The following is an 18,836-nucleotide window of genomic DNA, read 5'->3' as shown; positions in this document are numbered from 1 at the left end:
GCCACTCTGACATGCCGGTTCATTCCATCATCGGCGGCAGGCGCGCCGCAAGCGTATCGATGAGCAGGCGCAGCTTTGACGGCATGTATTGGGTTTTCGGCCAGACGACATAGGTGTCGTAGGAGAGAGCGGGCGCATCCGCCAGGATTTGCACGAGCGAGCCGGAGGCGATGCGGTTGCCGACGAGCCAGCATGGCAGCCAGGCGATGCCGAAGCCGTCGGCGGCCGCATCGGCGATCGACGTCAGGTCGTCGAGCCGCAATCGCGCGGGCGGGGTTACGGTTTGGGTCTGGCCGGCTTTTATCGGAAATGACCAGGCGAGGGGTTGTCCGCTGCGTCGGTAGAGAATCGCCTGATGCGCCAACAGATCTTCGATCGCCTTCGGCGCGCCGTTCGCTTGGATGTAGGCGGGGGAGGCGCAGACGATCATGCGCTGATCGGCGACCTTGCGCATCATCAGGTCGGGCTCACCTCGTTGTGGGCCGGTCCGGATGGCGAGGTCGAAACCGTCCTCGACCAGATCGACGTTGCGGTCGCTGAAGTTCAGGTCGAACTCCAGGCGCGGATGCTGCCGTAACAGTTCCGACAGAAGCGGCATAATGCATTGGCGGCCGAAATGCACCGGCATCGACAGACGCAGGCGCCCCTGAATTTCCTGTTTTCCTGATTCCAGCAGCGCCTCACCGGCCCTAATTTCAGTGAGCGCCCTCAGACAATTCTCATAGAACAACTGGCCTTCGTCGGTCAGGCTCTGGGTGCGGGTGGTGCGATGAAACAGGCGAACGCCGAGCCTTCGTTCCAGCTTGGCCACCGTCTTGCCGACGGCCGAACGCGACAGGTTGAGCCTTTCGGCGGCAGCCGAAAAACCGCCGGCGTCTGCCGCTTCCACAAACACCGAAACGCCACTGAGATAGCTCATGTTTGTATCCCTTAGGGAACCAATATGACGAAATCATATCGCAACTGGAGAGATAACTTCAACGCTATGCTTTTTCCATCAGATCAATCCGATGAAAGGAAAGACCATGGCAAGGCTGATGAAACAGTGGACGATCGATGCGCTGGGCGCTCAGAACCTCAAGCTCGCGGAACGTCCGGTTCCGGAGGCGAAACCGGGCGAAGTGCTCGTTCGAACCACGGCCATATCGCTCAATTTTCGCGACAAGCTGGTGCTCGAAAACGGCATGGGCATGCGGCTTGCCTTCCCCTTCGTGCCTGGCTCCGACATGGCCGGCGTCGTCGAGGCGGTTGGCAGCGGCGTGACGCGCTTTCGAGCCGGCGATCGCGTCATTTCCGTCTTCGATCCCACCTGGATCGACGGGCAAAAACCGGGGACTGCGCGTCACCCGACCTCGTTTGCGCTTGGCGGGCTCAATCCGGGCGTTGCTTCGGAATATGTCGCCTTTCCTGAGGACTGGTTCGTGCATGCGCCAAAGAGCGTTGACGAAGGCGAGGCGAGCACCTTGCCCTGCGCCGGTGTGACGGCCTGGTACGCGCTGGTCGAGAAGGGGCGCCCGAAGGCCGGCGACCGCGTCGTCGTGCAGGGAACGGGCGGTGTTTCCCTGTTCGGTTTGCAGATCGCCAAGGCGCATGGCGCCGAAGTCATCGTCACGTCGGCAAGCCGGGACAAGCTCGATCGCGCGCTTGCCCTCGGCGCCGATCACGGCATCGATCGTGTGAATGAAGACTGGGTCGAGCGTGTGCTTGAGATCACCGACGATCACGGTGCCGATCATATCCTGGAGCTTGCGGGCGGCGCAAATCTCGGCAGGTCGCTGCAGGCGGTGGCGGTGCAGGGTCGGATCTCGGTTATCGGTGTATTGGAGGGTGCGGAGATTTCTGCGCCTGCACCTTTGGTGCTGCTGAAGTCACCTGTCATTCAGGGCATCGGTGTCGCCCATCGCCGGGCGCTGGAGGATCTGGTGGCTGCCGTCGATCAGACGGGGCTGAAGCCTGTGGTCGATGCGCGCTACCGCTTCGAAGACTTTCGCGACGCGCTGGCGCATCTCGATCGCGGCGCCTTCGGCAAGGTGGTGGTCGAGGTCTGATCGGTCACGATTTCAAAACGACGCCGCCGGACAAAAAGCCGGCGGCATCGTCGTTGCTTACTCCGCGGCCTGGCGGGCCATCGGGTTGTTCGGGTGCGTTGTCCAGTTGGCATAGTTCGGATCGACGGGTTTGCCGGTGCGCTGATCCATGGTGCCTGCCGGCAGCTCTTCCATGGTGATGCAGTTCTCGACGGGACAGACGTTGACGCAGAGATTGCAGCCGACGCACTCGTCTTCCATCACCTCGAAATGGCGCACGCCGTTGACGAACTGGGTGATCGCCTGGTGCGAGGTGTCCTCGCAGGCGATGTGACAGCGGCCGCACTTGATGCAGGAATCCTGATCGATCTTGGCCTTGGCGATGTAGTTGAGGTTGAGGTACTGCCAGTCGGTGACATTCTGCACGGCGCGGCCGGTGATGTCATCGAGGTTGCGGTGACCCTTGGCGTCCATCCAGTCCGAGAGGCCCGAGATCATTTCCTCGACGATCTTGAAGCCGTAGGTCATCGCCGCGGTGCAGACCTGGACGTTGCCGGCGCCAAGCACAAGGAACTCTGCCGCGTCGCGCCAGGTGGTGATGCCGCCGATGCCCGAGATCGGCAGGCCGTAGGTCTCGGGATCGCGGGCGATCTCGGCGACCATGTTGAGCGCGATCGGCTTGACCGCCGGGCCGCAATAGCCGCCATGGGTGCCCTTGCCGCCGACCGTCGGGTTCGGAGCGAAGTTGTCGAGGTCAACGGAGACGATCGAGTTGATCGTGTTGATCAGCGACACGGCATCGGTGCCGCCGGCCTTGGCGGCGCGCGCCGGCTTGCGCACATCGGTGATATTCGGCGTCAGCTTGGTTATGACGGGCATGCGCGTGTACTGCTTGCACCAGCGTACGACCATTTCGATATATTCCGGCACCTGTCCGACCGCAGCACCCATGCCGCGCTCGGACATGCCGTGCGGACAGCCGAAGTTGAGTTCGATGCCGTCAGCGCCGGTCTCTTCCACCAGCGGAAGGATCGATTTCCACGCCTGTTCCTCGCAGGGCACCATGATCGAGGCGATCAGGGCCCGGTCCGGCCAGTTCATCTTGACCTGCTTCATTTCCCGCAGGTTCACATAGAGGTCGCGGTCGGTGATGAGTTCGATGTTGTTGAGACCCAGCAGCCGGCGGTCGGCGCCCCAGATCGCGCCGTAGCGCGGGCCGTTGACGTTGACGACGGGCGGGCCTTCCTCGCCGAGCGTCTTCCAGACCACGCCACCCCAGCCCGCCTTGAAGGCGCGCTCGACGTTATAGGCCTTGTCCGTTGGCGGCGCGGACGCCAGCCAGAACGGGTTCGGGGATTTGATGCCGACAAAATTGTTGCGAAGATCAGCCATTGTTCCGTTCTCCCGATCCGTTATGCAACGGCGCTCGCCTGCGGCATGGCCGCGGCGAAAGCCCGGTTGATCGCTTCGGCGGCATCGCGCCCATTGGCGACGGCCGACACCGTCAGGTCTTCGCCACCCACGACGCAGTCGCCGCCGGCCCAGACATTGGCAAGCGACGTCTTGCCTTCGTCGTCGACGACGATGCGGCCACCTTCGAACTCAAGCGATCCGAGGCCCGAAGCCTCGAAGGTCTGACCGATCGCCTTGAAGATCTGGTCGGCGGCAATGATACCCGTTTCTCCTGTCGAGGTCAGCTTTCCATCAACGAGCGTGGTGTATTCGAGCTCGATGCCGGCAACCTTGTCGTCCTTGAGCGCAATGCGCTTGGGCTGCAGCCAATGGCGGATGGTCACGCCCTTCGAAGCCGCCAGATCCTGCTCGAATTCGGACGCGTTCATATGCTCCTTGCCGCGGCGGTAACAGATCGTCACCTCCTCGGCGCCAAGCAGCTTGGCCTGTACGGCGGCGTCGATCGCGGTCATGCCGCCGCCGAGAACGACGACCCGTCGACCGACGGCGATGTCGGCCTTTGTCTTCGACTGGCGAAGGGCGGCGATGAAATCGACGGCGTCATCGACGCCTTCGGCATTTTCGCCTTCGATGCGCAGCGCGTTGACACCGGCAAGGCCGAGGCCGAGGAAGACGGCGTCATACTGCTCGCTAAGATCGGCAAGCGAGAAATCGCGGCCGAGCGCCTGGCCGTGGCGGACTTCGATGCCGCCGATCGACAGCACGTAGTCGACCTCGCTCTGGGCAAAATCGTCGACGGACTTGTAGGCGGCGATGCCATATTCGTTGAGGCCGCCCGATTTTTCCCGCGCGTCATAGATGACGACTTCGTGGCCCTTCACCGCGAGGCGATGGGCGCAGGCAAGCCCTGCCGGGCCGGCGCCGACGACGGCAACCCTTTGGCCGGAGGAGGCCGCACGGGTGTAGAACTGCTTGTTCTCCTTCATCGCGATGTCGGTCGCGTACCGTTGCAGGCGGCCGATTTCGACCGGACGCTCCTCGGCGGTGTTGCGCACGCAGGCCTGCTCGCAGAGCGTTTCGGTGGGACAGACGCGAGCGCACATGCCGCCCAGAATGTTCTGGTCGAAAATGGTCTTGGCCGAGCCGATCGGGTTGCCCGTCGATATCTGCCGAATGAACAGCGGGATATCGATGGAGGTGGGACAGGCCGTCATGCATGGCGCATCATGACAGAAGTAACAGCGGTCGGAGGCGACCAAAGCCTCGTGTCTGTCGAGGGCTGGATGGAGGTCGGAGAAATTGGTTTCGTAGTCCGCGAGCGGCAGGCGGCCGCCGAGGATCCCAGATTGTGTCGTTCCCATTTTTGGCTCCCAATGTCTTCTCAGGATGATGGAACGGTAACACGCTTTATTTTTTTATCAAACGGTAAAAGTTTGACGCAGATAAGACCGGAAAGCCTTGCGATCCGGGCTTTTCGGCGAGCCTGCCAAGTCCTTGTTCTTGACGGCTGTTTGACAGGGCGGGGCAAATAGTGGCAGCAAATTAGAGCGGGATGAGGAAAAGTGTGTGGGTAGCGATCGCAATGTTTTTGGGTTGATTCGACCCAAAGACATTGCGGTCGCCGGGGAAACGGAGAATTGGCATGGCGCGCAGGGCCGAGGCGAACAACAGGCTTGACGATGCTGCCCGCGCGGGCTGGCTCTACTATGTCGCCGGTCGCACCCAGGACGAGATCGCCACGGTCATGGGCATCTCGCGCCAATCGGCTCAGCGGTTGGTGTCGCTCGCCATGGCAGAACGTCTGATCAAGGTCCGGCTCGATCATCCGATTGCCGCATGCCTGGAGGCTGCCGAAAGGCTTCGCGAAAGATACGATCTCAGGCATGTGGACGTGGTGCCGAGCGATCCTGGCTCGAGTTCGACGACGGTCGGCATCGCTGAAGCCGGCGCTGCCGAGATCGAGCGCTGGCTCAAATTGCCCGAACCCCAGGTGCTTGCGATCGGCACCGGCCGCACCCTGAAGGCGGCGATCGACCAGCTGCCGGCGATGGAATGTCCCCAGCACCGGATCGTGTCACTGACCGGCAATATCGGTCTCGACGGCTCGGCCGCCTATTACAACGTCATCTTCAGCATGGCCGATGCGGTCAAGGCGCGGCATTTCCCGATGCCGTTGCCGGTGCTTGCCTCATCGCCCGAGGAGCGCGCTGTGCTGCACAGCCAGAGCCTGGTTCAGGTGGCGCTGCAACTCGGGGCGCAGGCCAACGTCGCCTTTGTCGGTGTCGGTGAACTCGGCCCGGAAGCGCCACTATGCCAGGATGGATTTCTGTCGCAGGAAGAAATGGGGCAGCTGACGAAATCGGGCGCGGCCGGGGAGATTTGCGGCTGGATGTTCGACCACGACGGCGCCTTGATGACCGGCAGCTTCAACGATCGCGTCGCTTCCGTGCCGCTCCCATCCCGCGACAATGCGTCGGTGATCGGGCTTGCAAAGGGACGGCGCAAATACGAGGCGCTCAAGGCAGCGCTCAAGGGCCGGATCATCAACGGCATCATCACCGATGAGGCGACCGCCGCCTACCTGCTCAACGCCTGATCGCAGTGACCCCACTTGACTAAGGCCGGCCATGCGCCGGCCTTTTGGCGTTCATATGAACGTTTTCTGATAAAAAATCGGCAATCAAAACAGCTTCGTAACGTCTCCGTTTGCAGCGCAGCAACGAAAGCGGATTGACATTTTTTTGCGTTAAGTGAGTAATTGCCCATGAGCGAGGCAAATGCTCAATTTCTTCTGGGAGGAAGTCGATGAATTTGAGAACTTTCCTGCTGGGCACATGCTCGGCAGTCGCACTGGCAGGTCTGGCCCAAGCAGAAACCCTGACCATTGCGACCGTGAACAACGGCGACATGATCCGGATGCAGAAGCTGACGGATGATTTCACGTCCAAGAATCCGGACATTACGCTCGAGTGGGTGACGCTCGAGGAAAACGTGCTGCGCCAGCGCGTGACGACGGATATCGCCACCAAGGGCGGCCAGTACGACATCATGACCATCGGCACCTATGAAGTGCCGATCTGGGCCAAGCAGGGCTGGCTGTTGCCGCTCGACAATCTTGGCGCCGACTACGACGTCGACGACCTGTTGCCGGCGATCCGCTCGGGCCTGACCATCGACGGCAAGCTCTATGCCGCGCCGTTTTACGGCGAAAGCTCGATGGTGATGTACCGCAAGGACCTGTTCGAGAAGGCCGGGCTGACGATGCCCGACGCGCCGACATGGGACTTCATCGCCGACGCTGCACGCAAGATCACCGACAAAAGCAACGAAGTCTACGGCATCTGCCTGCGCGGCAAGGCGGGCTGGGGCGAGAACATGGCCTTCCTGACGGCAACCGCGAACGCCTTCGGCGCGCGCTGGTTCGACGAGAACTGGAAGCCCCAGTTCGACCAGCCGGAATGGAAGTACGCGCTCGACTTCTACGTCAAGCTGATGAACGACGCCGGACCGCCCGGGGCATCCTCGAACGGCTTCAACGAAAACCTGTCGCTGTTCCAGACCGGCAAGTGCGGCATGTGGATCGATGCGACGGTTGCAGCCTCGTTCGTCACCAACCCGAAGGAATCGACGGTGGCCGACAAGGTGGGCTTTGCGCTCGCGCCGGACACGGGCCTCGGCAAGCGCGGCAACTGGCTGTGGGCCTGGAACCTCGCCATCCCCGCCGGTTCGCAGAAAGTGGCAGCGGCCGAGAAGTTCATCGCCTGGGCAACCGGCAAGGACTATCTGAAGCTGGTTGCCGACAAGGAAGGCTGGGCCAACGTTCCCCCGGGCACACGCACCTCGCTTTACGCAAACCCTGAGTACCAGAAGGCGGCGCCGTTTGCGAAGATGACGCTCGACTCGATCAATGCTGCCGATCCGAAGAACCCGTCGGTCAAGCCGGTGCCTTATGTCGGCGTGCAGTTCGTGGCGATCCCTGAGTTCCAGGGCCTCGGCACGGCGGTCGGCCAGCAATTCTCGGCCGCCCTTGCCGGCCAGATGAGCGTCGACGATGCGCTTGCCAGCGCCCAGAAGCTGACCGAACGCGAAATGACCAAGGCCGGCTACATCAAATAGCGCTCCCAAGGGCCCGGGGTGCCGGCCGCAAATGGCTGGCGCCCCGGTAAATCCCGGAGGCAGCCACAGGGCTCGCGCGCACAAACGCGCCGGCCCGACCCGATCTCGAAACAGCGTTGAATTCCGTCATTTGGGGGGACGCCATGGCGACCTTGCACACCCGCTCCGCCGCGCGTCTGATGATCGCGCCCTCGGTGCTTCTGCTTCTGGCTTGGATGATCGTTCCGCTGGCCATGACGATCTACTTCTCGTTCCTGCGCTACAATCTCCTGATGCCGGGGATGGAGGAGTTCGCGGGCTTTTCCAACTACACGTACTTCCTCACCGATCCCGCCTTCTTCCAGGCGCTCTTCAACACGCTTGCCATCGTGCTCGGGGTGCTCTTCATCACCGTCGTCGGCGGCATTGCGCTGGCGCTTCTGCTGGACCAGCCGATGTTCGGGCAGGGGATCGTGCGCATCCTGGTGATCGCGCCGTTCCTGATCATGCCGACGGTCGCCGCACTCGTCTGGAAGAACATGTTCATGAACCCGGTCAACGGGCTGTTTGCCTGGCTGGCCAAGCTCTTCGGGCTGCAGCCCTTCGACTTTCTCGCCAATGCGCCGCTGATGTCGGTGATCCTCATCGTCGCCTGGCAATGGCTGCCGTTTGCGACGCTGATCCTGTTGACGGCACTGCAATCGCTTGACGAAGAGCAGAAGGAAGCAGCCCAGATGGACGGCGCCAGCGCCTGGAGCCGCTTCATCTATCTCGTGCTGCCGCATCTTTCCCGCGCCATCACCGTAGTCATCCTGATCCAGACGATCTTCCTGCTCTCGGTCTTTGCGGAAATCCTGGTGACGACCAATGGCGGGCCGGGCACGCAGAGCACCAACCTCACCTTCCTCGTCTATGCGCAGGCCCTGCTGCAGTTCGACGTGGGCGGCGCATCCGCCGGCGGCATTATTGCCGTCATCCTCGCCAACATCGTCGCATTCTTCCTGATGCGGATGATCGGCAAGACGCTGGAGGCTTGAGATCCATGGCACGCAATGTCTCCACCCGGAGAAAGATCGTGGTCACCGTCGTCGCCTGGACGATCGGCATCCTGATTTTCTTCCCGATCCTCTGGACGTTCCTGACGAGCTTCAAGACAGAGGCCGAGGCGATCGCCTCGCCGCCGTCCTTGTTCTTCTTCGACTGGACGACGGAGAACTATCACGAGGTGCAGAGCCGATCGAACTACTTCCTGCACTTCATGAACTCGGTCGTCGTCTCCTTCGGCTCGACGCTGATCGGCCTGATCATCGCCATTCCGTCCGCCTGGGCAATGGCGTTCTCGCCGACCAAGCGCACCAAGGACGTGTTGATGTGGATGCTCTCCACCAAGATGATGCCGTCGGTCGGGGTGCTGGTGCCGATGTACCTGTTGTTCCGCAACACCGGACTGCTCGATACCCGCACCGGTCTCGTGATCGTGCTGACGCTCATTAACCTGCCGATCATCATCTGGATGCTCTACACCTACTTCAAGGAGATCCCCGGCGAGATCCTCGAGGCGGCGCGCATGGACGGCGCGTCGCTGTCCAATGAGATCATCTATGTCCTGACGCCGATGGCGATCCCCGGAATCGCCTCGACGCTTCTGCTCAACATCATCCTTGCCTGGAACGAGGCGTTCTGGACGCTGAATCTCAGCGCCGCGAAGGCGGCGCCGCTGACGGCCTTCATCGCCTCCTATTCCAGCCCCGAAGGCCTGTTTTACGCCAAGCTTTCTGCGGCCTCGACCATGGCAATCGCCCCCATCCTCATACTCGGCTGGTTCTCGCAGAAGCAGCTCGTGCGCGGCCTCACCTTCGGCGCGGTCAAATAAGGGATACGACAATGGGAAACATAACGCTCAGAAACGTCTCGAAGGTCTTTGGCGCCCATGCCGTCATCCCGTCGATCGACCTCAACATCAACGATGGCGAGTTCGTCGTCTTCGTCGGCCCGTCGGGCTGCGGGAAGTCCACGCTCTTGCGGCTGATCGCCGGGCTTGAAGATGTGAGCGACGGCGAGATCGTCATCGACGGTAAGAACGCCACCGAGCTGCCGCCCGCACAACGCGGCCTGTCGATGGTGTTCCAGTCTTACGCGCTCTACCCGCATATGAGCGTGCGCTCGAACATCGGTTTTCCGTTGAAGATGGCGAACGAGGACAAGGCGGTCATCGACAAGAAAGTGGCCGATGCAGCGCGCGTGCTCAACCTGACCGACTATCTGGACCGCAAGCCGCGCCAGCTCTCCGGCGGCCAGCGCCAGCGCGTCGCCATCGGCCGCGCAATCGTGCGCCAGCCGAAGGCGTTCCTGTTCGACGAGCCGCTGTCGAACCTCGATGCGGCGCTGCGCGTCAACATGCGGCTGGAAATCAGCCAGCTGCACCAGGATCTGAAGACGACGATGGTCTATGTCACCCATGACCAGGTGGAGGCCATGACCATGGCCGACAAGATCGTGGTGCTCAATCGCGGCCGTATCGAACAGGTCGGCTCGCCGCTCGACCTCTACCACAAGCCGGACAATCTCTTCGTCGCCGGCTTCATCGGTTCGCCACGCATGAACTTCGTGTCCGGTGCCCCGGCCGCCGCCTACCAGGCGCATACCATGGGCATCCGGCCGGAGCATCTGGTGCTGTCGAAGGAAAACGGCACCTGGGCCGGCACGGTCGGTGTCGCAGAACACCTCGGCTCCGACACGTTCCTGCACGTCAATGTCGACAACATCGGAACGATGACGGCGCGTGTCGGCGGCGATTTCCCGGTCACCCATGGTGACCGGGTGTTCCTGACGCCCGACGCCCACCGCGTCCACAGGTTCGACGACAAGGGACTGGCAGTACGATGAAACGTCTTGAAGGAAAAAGCGCGCTGATCACCGGATCGGCGCGCGGTATTGGTCGCGCCTTTGCCGAAGCCTACGTGCGCGAAGGCGCCCGGGTGGCAATTGCCGACATCAATCTGGCGCGGGCGCGTGAGACGGCTGCCGAGATCGGACCCAGCGCCTATGCCGTCGAAATGGACGTGACGCAGCAAGGGTCGATCGATGCGGCGATCGCATCGGTCGTTACCGAGGCCGGCGGTCTCGACATTCTCGTCAACAATGCCGCGCTCTTCGATCTCGCGCCGATCGTCGAAATCACCCGCGAAAGTTATGAGCGGCTGTTTTCGATCAATGTTTCGGGAACGCTGTTCACGATGCAGGCGGCGGCGCGACAGATGATCGCCCAGGGCAGGGGCGGCAAGATCATCAATATGGCAAGTCAGGCCGGTCGGCGCGGCGAGGCGCTGGTCGCCGTTTACTGCGCCACCAAGGCCGCGGTCATCAGCCTGACCCAGTCGGCGGGGCTCGACCTGATCAAGCACCGCATCAACGTCAACGCGATTGCGCCCGGCGTGGTCGACGGCGAACACTGGGACGGCGTCGACGCGCTGTTTGCCAGATACGAGAACCGTCCGCGCGGCGAGAAGAAGCGGCTGGTCGGCGCGGAAGTACCCTATGGGCGCATGGGAACGGCCGAGGACCTCACCGGCATGGCGATTTTCCTCGCCTCGGCCGAGAGCGATTACGTCGTTTCTCAAACCTACAACGTCGATGGCGGCAACTGGATGAGCTGAGGCCCGTCTCTCACAGACGATGCCTTCAAAAGGAACGGGACCATGACGACCAAACTCTCACTTGCCGCGCTCGATGCGGTCAAGGCCAAGGCCGGCGTGCCGAGCTACGATCGTACCGCTCTGAAAGCGGGCATCGTGCATTTCGGTGTCGGCAATTTTCACCGTGCCCATCAGGCCGTCTATCTCGACGATCTCTTCAATGCGGGACACGACCATGACTGGGCGATCGTCGGCGCCGGTGTCTTGCCGTCCGACGAACAGATGCGGGCGAAGCTTGCGGCGCAGGATTTCCTGACGACGGTGGTCGAGCAGGACAACAACCGCACCGGTGCGCATGTGACCGGCGCGATGATCGATTACCTGAAACCCGGGGATGTCGCAGGCATCGTCGCCACCCTTGCCGATCCGGCGATCCGCATCGTCTCGATGACGATCACCGAGGGCGGCTACTTCATCGACCCAGCCTCGGGCGTCTTCAATCCGACCCATCCGGCCATTGTCGAGGACGCGCAGAATCCGACTTCTCCGAAGACGGTCTTCGGCCTTGTTGTCGCCGGCCTGAAGGCCCGCCGGGGCAGGCACATCCCGCCATTCACCGTCATGTCCTGCGACAACATTCCGGGAAATGGAGAAGTAACGCATGCGGCGGTCTCGGGCCTCGCACGGTTGTTCGATCCCGCCTTTGCCGACTGGATCGACGCGAATGTCGCCTTCCCGAACGGCATGGTGGATCGGATCACACCGGCGACCGGCGCACGCGAAATCGGCATCGTGGCGACCGATTACGAGATCGACGACGCCTGGCCGGTGTTTTGCGAAGAGTTCAAGCAATGGGTGCTGGAGGATCATTTCCCGCAGGGGCGTCCGGCGCTCGAAAAGGTCGGGGTGCAATTCGTTCCCGATGTCGCGCCCTACGAGCACATGAAGATCCGCATTCTCAATGGCGGCCACGCGGCCATCGCCTATCCGGCGGCGTTGCTCGACATCCATTTCGTCCACGAGGCGATGGAGGAGCCGCTGATCCGCGCCTTCCTCGCCAAACTCGAGCACGACGAGATCATCCCCGTCATTCCGCCGGTGCCGAACACCGATCTTGGCGATTACTACAAGCTGATCGAGACGCGCTTCTCCAACCCGAAGATCGGCGACACGATCCCGCGGCTGGCGCAGGACGGGTCCAACCGGCAGCCGAAGTTCATCCTGCCGTCGACGGCCGACCGGTTGGCACGCGGTGAAGATGTCGTCGGGCTGGCGCTGGTGTCGGCGCTCTGGTGCCGTTACTTCGCCGGCACCACCGACAGCGGCAAAAGCATCGCCTTCAACGACCAGAACGCCGATCGGCTTCAGGCGGCGGCATTGGCCGCCAAAGAAGATCCCATGGCTTTCCTGGCATTGTCCGACATTTTCGGCGAGGTTGCGCAATCCGATCTTTTCCGCAAGCGCTTCGCCAAGGCATTGAAAACCCTTTGGGAAAAGGGTACCCGCGCTACGCTCCAGCTTTATCTGGAGGGCAAGCTTACTGCATAATTCCTTGGAGGCAGAGCCGACCAAAGGTGAAATCATGCAGCAACTCAAAGCGTTACAGCGACCTTGGCGCGTCGTGGAAGACGCGCGGCGCTGTAAGGAGTAGCGTATTATGGCGGACGGTGCGTCCAGGCTGGTGATCTTCGATTGCGACGGCGTGCTGGTCGACAGCGAACCGATCTCGCTTGAAGTCCTGGTCGATGTCCTTGCTGCCGCCGGTGTGTCGATGACAACGGAGCAGGCGACCGAACGGTTTCTCGGTCGTAGCCTCAAAAGCATGTCGGCCATTCTTCACGACGAGTATGGTCTGGCGACCGACGACGCCTTTCTCGATGAGATTCGCACGCGGCTCTACCAGCGGTTCCGCTCCGAGCTGCAGCCGATCGCCGGCATCCGCCGGGCGGTCGAAGAGCTTGGCGTTGCCTGTTGCGTCGCCTCGTCCAGCCAGCCGGAGCGCATCCGGCTGTCGCTGACCGTCACCGGGCTGATCGATCTTTTCGAGCCGAACATCTTCTCTGCGACGATGGTCAAACATGGCAAGCCGGCGCCGGATCTTTTTCTGCTGGCGAGCCGGCAGATGGGCTATGCGCCAAAGGACTGTATCGTCGTCGAGGACAGTCCGGCCGGCATCGAAGCGGCACATGCCGCCGGCATGCGCGCCTTTGCCTTCGCCGGCGGCGGGCATGCGCGCAGCGATCGTCATCGACAGACACTGTCCGAGCTCGACCCAGACGTGCTGTTTGACGACATGGGCGAATTGTTACAGTTTGTCCGCCAATACCGCATAACGCCTTAAGTCGAACTCGATCTAAGGATAAGAATTATGCAGCAATTTCAGGATTTTACTGCGGACTTGGCGCGCCATGGAGGACGCTCAAAGCTCGCGGTTACGGGGACGGGGACTTCCTTTGATGCGTGAATTCGTCGTTGCGGTCGATGTCGGTACCGGCAGTGCCCGCGCCGGTATCTTCGACCGGAATGGCAGGCTGCTGGCACGTGCCGACCTGCCGATCGCCATGAACCGGCCGGAGGAAAATCATGCCGAACATGATTCGGACGATATCTGGAAAGCCGTCTGCGGCTCGGTGAGGGCGGCCCGAAACAAGGCCGGCGTCGCGGCGCAGGATATCGCTGCAATCGGTTTCGACGCGACGTGCTCGCTCGTCGTTCGCGACCGGGACGGGGCGCCGCTTTCCGTCAACCGGAAAGGCGAGGCCCGGTGGGATACCATCGTCTGGCTCGATCATCGGGCGCTCAAGGAAGCCGATCTCTGCACCGCAACCGGACACCCGGTTCTCGATTTCTCCGGCCGCGTCATCTCGCCGGAGATGGAGATGCCGAAGCTGATGTGGCTCAAGCGAAACCTGCCGGCCCAGTGGGAGAAGGCGGGTTACTTCTTCGATCTTGCCGATTATCTCTCCTGGCGGGCGACCGGCAGTGCGGCACGCTCGCGCTGCACATTGACGGCGAAATGGAACTATCTCGCCCATGAGAAGCGCGGCTGGCAGGCGGACTATCTTGAACGCATCGGCCTTGAGGACCTGCTGACGCGAGGCGGATTGCCGGAAGAAACGCTGCCGGTCGGACGCTCCGTCGGTGGCCTGTCGGCGGAAGCTGCAGCAGACCTTGGCCTTGATACCGGCTGCCAGGTGGCGCCGGGATTGATCGATGCCTATGCCGGCGCGCTCGGCGTTCTCGGCGGTTTTGTCGGAGAGCCGGAAAAACTCGAGCGGCAGTTGGCGCTGATCGCCGGCACATCGAGTTGCATCGTCGCCTTCTCCAAGAACATGAAGCCCGGCTTCGGCATGTGGGGACCCTATTTCGAGGCGGTGTTGCCGGAAGCCTGGCTGATCGAGGCTGGTCAATCGGCAACCGGAGCGCTGCTCGATCACATCGTGCGCATCCACGGCGGCGGGCTGGAGCCGACGACCGAGACCCACGGCCGCATCATTGCGCGCGTCCAGGAATTGCGGACGCTGCACGGGAGCCAATTTGCCGAGCGGCTTCACGTTCTGCCCGACTTTCACGGCAACCGCTCGCCGCTTGCCGACCCGCACGGTCTCGGCGTCATCAGCGGCTTGCCGTTCGATTCGTCATTCGACGCGCTCTGCCGGCTCTACTGGCGCACCTGTGTGGCCATCGCGCTCGGCATCCGCCATATCCTCGAAACGATGCGTGAGGTTGGCTACGACCTCGATACGCTTCACGTCACCGGCGGCCATGTTCGCAACGCCCTCCTGATGGAGCTCTATTGCGACGTCACGGGGTGCCGGGTCGTGGCACCGGACGCACCTGACGCCGTGCTTCTCGGCACGGCGATGGCGGCGGCCGTCGCCGGTCAGGTTCACGCTGATCTCGCGGCATCCGGCGTTGCCATGGCATCGGGCAGGCAGGAGCGACTGCCGAACGCTCAGATGCGCGGCATCTACGACCGCGATTACCGCCGCTTCCTTGCGCTCTACCGCCATCGGGACGAACTCGACGCGCTTCAATAAAAAAATGATCGGCATACGCGAAACGCCGGGAACCTTTGCCTGCGTCAGGCATTTTATTTGCAGGCCGGACGGTGGCGCGCATCGCCCCCAATGTGGCGCCGGAGGTAATCCGCCGGTTTACCAACTCACACTCCCCCGGTGAGTTGAACAATGTCAGCCAGTGCCTTCCCTCGGCACTGGCTGTTTTGTTTTCGGTGCCGGGTTGTGCTGATCAAGACAAGCGTTGAGCAGACAAACGAAAGCCGGCGACCGTAGCCGCCGGCATATGGAATGCTTTTGCGGCGGTTACGCCGCAGCCTTGGTGGACTCGTTGAAGAACAGCGCCTGGCTGATCAGCGCCTTCACCATGTCGGGGTTGAAAGGCTTGGTGACCAGGAAGGTTGGCTCGGGACGCTCGCCGGTCAACAGGCGCTCGGGGAACGCGGTGATGAAGATCACCGGAATGGCGCTGGTCTTGAGGATGTCGTTGACCGCGTCGATGCCCGAGCTGCCGTCGGCAAGCTGGATATCGGCAAGCACCATGCTTGGCCGGGTCTTTTTGTAAAGGGCGATTGCTTCGTCGCGGGTGCGTGCGATGCCGGTTACGCGGTGGCCGAGGCTCTCGACCATGTTTTCGATATCGATGGCGATCAGCGGTTCGTCCTCGATGATCATGATATCGGTTGCGACCTGTCGCGAGATTTCCTGCGAGGCGCGGTCGAGAAGCGCGCCTATCTTGTCGTCGCTGACGTCAAGGATTTCGCTCGCTTCTTCGGGGCGGAAACCCTCGACCGAGACGAGAAGGAACGCCTGGCGGGCAAGCGGCGATACGTTTGCCAGGTTGACCGAGGCGCGTTGCTCCCAGGCAAAGGGAGAAATCGGTTCGGGAACCAGCACCGACGAGGAGCCGAAGAGCGACGTATAGAGACGGAACAGCGAGACCCGGTCGTTGCTAGCCTCCGGAAAAATGGAGGTGTCTGCGATCAAGGCTTCGAGTACGGCGGCCACATAGGCGTCGCCGGATGTCTGCGAGCCGGTCAATGCGCGCGAGTAGCGGCGCAGATAGGGCAGCAGCGGCGCGATCCGTGTGGACAATGTCATGGGGAACTCCCTCGAGATATTATTTGCGGTGACGTCGGAAAACGTTCCACGCAAAAAAAAGTTCCGCGAGGGAACATTTCATTTTTCAGACGCGTTAAGGCGGTAATGAACACCACAAGGCGACAGATTGACAATGAAGTATAAAACAGGGGCGGGGCGCACTTCCGGTACGACCTCATGGACCGAAGACCCAAACGCGCAGATCGCAGCCAAGCTGAAGGCGCTCTATCAGTCCGTTCAGGAAGAAGCGATACCTTCGCGTTTTCTCGATCTTCTGGAGAAACTCGATGCGGCCGAGCAGCAATCGGTTCTGCAGGGTAGGGAGTGAGCGCCGGAATGTCGTCCGAAAAGAATGATTTCAAGCGAGAGATGCTCGCCGCCTTGCCGAGCCTTCGCGCCTTTGCCATGTCCCTCATCGGTCGCCATGACCGGGCGGATGACCTTGTCCAGGACACGATCATGAAAGCCTGGGCCAAGCAGGACCATTTTCAGATGGGCACCAATATGAAGGCCTGGCTGTTCACCATCCTGCGCAACGAACTCTATAGCCAGATGCGCAAGCGCGGACGCGAGGTCCAGGACAGCGACGGCCATTTCACCGAGTCGCTCGCCCACCATCCGGAACAGTATGGTTCGCTGGACCTGCAGGACTTCCGTCGAGCGCTGGAAACCCTTCCGCCGGATCAGCGCGAGGCGATCATTCTGGTCGGAGCGTCGGGCTTCTCCTACGAGGAAGCGGCGACGATCTGCGGTTGCGCGCTCGGCACCATCAAGAGCCGGGTCAATCGCGCCCGCCAGCGCCTTCAGGATATCCTCCAGGTTCAGGGTGAAAACGACTACGGTCCGGACGAAACGTCCGCTCCCATCACCTCTCGGGCATTCGTTTCCTGATTCGAAAGCTTTTTTGGCCGCCAGAGCGTTGCAAATCGAGAGCAGCCCTGCTTTCACTGGCGGCCTGAATGCCTCCGCATAGGAGCGCCGCGCGTCAATGGCAATTGGCGCTGGTGGCCGAGGCGACAGTTTGGAGTTGAGGCCGGATGCGCGAAAAAAGAGAAGAAAACACCGCCTCGCCGGAGATGTCGCTGCTCGATGCGCCCGAGCGCCTGCGTGTCCTGCATGCGACAGTGCCGGATATGGCCGTCCCTGATACGGATTTCGATGGCATTACCGAAATCGCTGCCCGCCTCTTCGATGCGCCGATCGCACTCGTCAGCCTGCTTGACCGCGAGTGGCAATGGTTCAAATCGGCTGTCGGCACATCGGAACCGCGGGCGTCATCGGAAGATTCGTTCTGCGTACACGCGGCAGCCGATGCCGCAGGTGCCGGCCTCGTCGTTCTCGACGCTTCAGCCGATCTGCGGTTCCGCAGTCGACCGCTCGTCGCCGGCGCGCCTTTCCTGCGCTTTTACGCCGGCGCGCCGATCGTCCTCGATGGCCAGCCGGTCGGCACGGTCTGCGTGCTGGACGTTGCCGCGCGCAGCGAGGTTGCACCGCATCTTATGGAACAGTTGCGCCGGCTTGCCGGCCTTGCCGCTGCCCTGTTCAAGCTTAAGGACGAAGCGCGTCGTCGGGCCATCAAGGAGGCCGCACTTTCGCGCGAGGAGCAGCGTCACGCCATGGCGCTGGAGGCTGCCAATATCGGCAGCTGGCTCTGGGACGTCCGCTCCGGCTTGATCGGCGGCAACAGCGCCTTGACGCGCATGTTCGGATTGCCTGCCGATCGTTCTTTCGGCGCCAGAGAAGTGTTCGGGGCCATCCATCCCGACGACCGTGGCGCGACCTTCGCCAAGCTTCGCCAGGCGATGAAGGCGGATGAGGAATATGACGGCATGTTCCGGGTCGGCGACACCGGCCGGTGGCTGCTCGGCCGCGGGCGGGTGCATGACCGGGACGCCAAGGGAAATCCGCTGACCTTCATCGGCGTCACCATCGATGTCACCGACCAGCAGATGTCGGTCCAGCGGACGCGGCTCTTGCTCAAGGAACTCAATCATCGGGTCAAGAATACCCTGGCGATGCTGCAGTCTCTCGCCCGCCAGACGCTGCGCCAGACCAGCGACCCGGCCGAATTCATGACCGCCTTTGCCGGTCGGCTTCAAGCCATCTCCGAAGCGCATGGACTTCTGTCGGATCACGAGTGGGGCACGATCCGCCTTGCGGACCTGATTTCCAAGCAGTTGATGCCGCATGTCACCGTCTACGCCGACCAGATCGAGTTGCACAAAGACGAGGTGCTGCTCGGTCCCGACCAGGCCGTCGGCCTCGGGCTGGTGCTGCACGAACTGGCGACGAACGCGGTGAAGTACGGCTCACTGTCGGTGCCGAACGGCAAGGTGGTGTTGACGGCGCGCAATGTCGTGGAAGAAGGCGAGGCGGTGCTGCATCTGACCTGGACGGAGGTCGGCGGCCCGCCAGTTCGCGAACCGAAACGTCGAGGCTTCGGTTCGATCCTGATCGAACGCAGCCTCGACAAGGTTCTCGGCAGTTCGGTGAAAGTCGAGTACATGGCGGCGGGCGTCACCGCCCTAATCCGCCTGCCGCTTTAG

Annotated in this window: 17 protein-coding genes; 13 read left to right on the top strand and 4 right to left on the bottom strand. The window is 62.1% G+C overall.

The window, feature by feature from the left end; translation table 11 throughout:
* Nucleotides 1–19: 19 nt before the first annotated feature.
* Entirely contained in the window at nucleotides 20–919 is a 900-nt protein-coding gene (locus tag HT585_RS12220) for a LysR family transcriptional regulator (RefSeq protein WP_176353130.1), read from the bottom strand.
* Nucleotides 920–1,025: 106 nt separating this feature from the next.
* On the opposite strand from HT585_RS12220, the gene HT585_RS12215 reads away from it, so the two are divergent.
* The gene (locus HT585_RS12215; RefSeq protein WP_176353129.1) at nucleotides 1,026–2,048 is read left to right on the top strand and encodes a zinc-dependent alcohol dehydrogenase family protein; all 1,023 of its coding nucleotides are present in this window, start codon (nucleotides 1,026–1,028) and stop codon (nucleotides 2,046–2,048) included.
* Between the two features lie 57 nt (nucleotides 2,049–2,105).
* Here the strand turns inward: HT585_RS12215 and preA are convergent, their stop codons facing one another.
* Both preA and HT585_RS12205 read right to left on the bottom strand, forming a co-directional pair.
* Nucleotides 2,106–3,419: an NAD-dependent dihydropyrimidine dehydrogenase subunit PreA gene (gene preA, locus HT585_RS12210; RefSeq protein WP_176353128.1), complete on the bottom strand. Its 1,314-nt coding sequence runs from the start codon at nucleotides 3,417–3,419 to the stop codon at nucleotides 2,106–2,108.
* Nucleotides 3,420–3,439: 20 nt separating this feature from the next.
* The gene (locus HT585_RS12205) at nucleotides 3,440–4,801 is read right to left on the bottom strand and encodes an NAD(P)-dependent oxidoreductase (protein ID WP_176353127.1); all 1,362 of its coding nucleotides are present in this window, start codon (nucleotides 4,799–4,801) and stop codon (nucleotides 3,440–3,442) included.
* 281 nt (nucleotides 4,802–5,082) lie between these two features.
* On the opposite strand from HT585_RS12205, the gene HT585_RS12200 reads away from it, so the two are divergent.
* From HT585_RS12200 to HT585_RS12160, 9 genes are all read left to right on the top strand, one after another.
* Complete coding sequence (locus HT585_RS12200) at nucleotides 5,083–6,036, top strand: sugar-binding transcriptional regulator (RefSeq protein ID WP_176353126.1); 954 nt, start codon at nucleotides 5,083–5,085, stop codon at nucleotides 6,034–6,036.
* Between the two features lie 209 nt (nucleotides 6,037–6,245).
* Nucleotides 6,246–7,556 (top strand): ABC transporter substrate-binding protein, encoded by a 1,311-nt coding sequence (locus HT585_RS12195; RefSeq protein ID WP_176353125.1) that lies wholly within the window; start codon nucleotides 6,246–6,248, stop codon nucleotides 7,554–7,556.
* A 143-nt stretch (nucleotides 7,557–7,699) separates the two neighbouring features.
* Nucleotides 7,700–8,572, top strand: coding sequence for a carbohydrate ABC transporter permease (locus HT585_RS12190; RefSeq protein ID WP_176353124.1), 873 nt, complete (start codon nucleotides 7,700–7,702; stop codon nucleotides 8,570–8,572).
* A 5-nt stretch (nucleotides 8,573–8,577) separates the two neighbouring features.
* On the top strand, nucleotides 8,578–9,408 hold the full coding sequence (locus tag HT585_RS12185) for a carbohydrate ABC transporter permease (RefSeq protein WP_176353123.1): 831 nt from the start codon (nucleotides 8,578–8,580) through the stop codon (nucleotides 9,406–9,408).
* Nucleotides 9,409–9,419: 11 nt separating this feature from the next.
* A complete protein-coding gene (locus HT585_RS12180; protein WP_176353122.1) occupies nucleotides 9,420–10,421 on the top strand; it encodes an ABC transporter ATP-binding protein in 1,002 nt (333 codons plus the stop codon).
* Nucleotides 10,418–11,191: an L-iditol 2-dehydrogenase gene (locus tag HT585_RS12175; protein WP_176353121.1), complete on the top strand. Its 774-nt coding sequence runs from the start codon at nucleotides 10,418–10,420 to the stop codon at nucleotides 11,189–11,191. The genes HT585_RS12180 and HT585_RS12175 overlap by 4 nt, the downstream gene beginning before the upstream one ends.
* Nucleotides 11,192–11,233: 42 nt before the next feature.
* On the top strand, nucleotides 11,234–12,718 hold the full coding sequence (locus HT585_RS12170; RefSeq protein ID WP_176353120.1) for a mannitol dehydrogenase family protein: 1,485 nt from the start codon (nucleotides 11,234–11,236) through the stop codon (nucleotides 12,716–12,718).
* A 109-nt stretch (nucleotides 12,719–12,827) separates the two neighbouring features.
* A complete protein-coding gene (locus tag HT585_RS12165) occupies nucleotides 12,828–13,511 on the top strand; it encodes an HAD family hydrolase (protein WP_176353119.1) in 684 nt (227 codons plus the stop codon).
* A gap of 115 nt (nucleotides 13,512–13,626) precedes the next feature.
* Nucleotides 13,627–15,210 carry an FGGY-family carbohydrate kinase gene (locus tag HT585_RS12160; RefSeq protein ID WP_176353118.1) on the top strand — a complete coding sequence of 528 codons (1,584 nt, stop codon included), beginning with the start codon at nucleotides 13,627–13,629 and terminating at the stop codon, nucleotides 15,208–15,210.
* Between the two features lie 285 nt (nucleotides 15,211–15,495).
* On the opposite strand, the gene HT585_RS12155 is transcribed toward HT585_RS12160, so the two are convergent.
* Nucleotides 15,496–16,290, bottom strand: a complete 795-nt coding sequence (locus HT585_RS12155) for a response regulator (RefSeq protein ID WP_173423928.1) — start codon at nucleotides 16,288–16,290, stop codon at nucleotides 15,496–15,498.
* A gap of 133 nt (nucleotides 16,291–16,423) precedes the next feature.
* Between HT585_RS12155 and HT585_RS12150 the strand changes: the two genes are divergently transcribed.
* The 3 genes from HT585_RS12150 to HT585_RS12140 all read left to right on the top strand — a co-directional run bounded on the left by HT585_RS12150 (nucleotide 16,424) and on the right by HT585_RS12140 (nucleotide 18,836).
* Nucleotides 16,424–16,618, top strand: a complete 195-nt coding sequence (locus HT585_RS12150; protein ID WP_077503294.1) for a NepR family anti-sigma factor — start codon at nucleotides 16,424–16,426, stop codon at nucleotides 16,616–16,618.
* A gap of 8 nt (nucleotides 16,619–16,626) precedes the next feature.
* A complete protein-coding gene (locus HT585_RS12145) occupies nucleotides 16,627–17,181 on the top strand; it encodes an RNA polymerase sigma factor (RefSeq protein WP_077503295.1) in 555 nt (184 codons plus the stop codon).
* Nucleotides 17,182–17,327: 146 nt separating this feature from the next.
* A complete protein-coding gene (locus HT585_RS12140; RefSeq protein ID WP_176353117.1) occupies nucleotides 17,328–18,836 on the top strand; it encodes a sensor histidine kinase in 1,509 nt (502 codons plus the stop codon).

Origin of the sequence: Ensifer oleiphilus (assembly GCF_013371465.1) — a bacterium.
Lineage (GTDB): Bacteria > Pseudomonadota > Alphaproteobacteria > Rhizobiales > Rhizobiaceae > Ensifer > Ensifer oleiphilus.
This window is presented reverse-complemented; position numbering and strand designations above follow the sequence as displayed.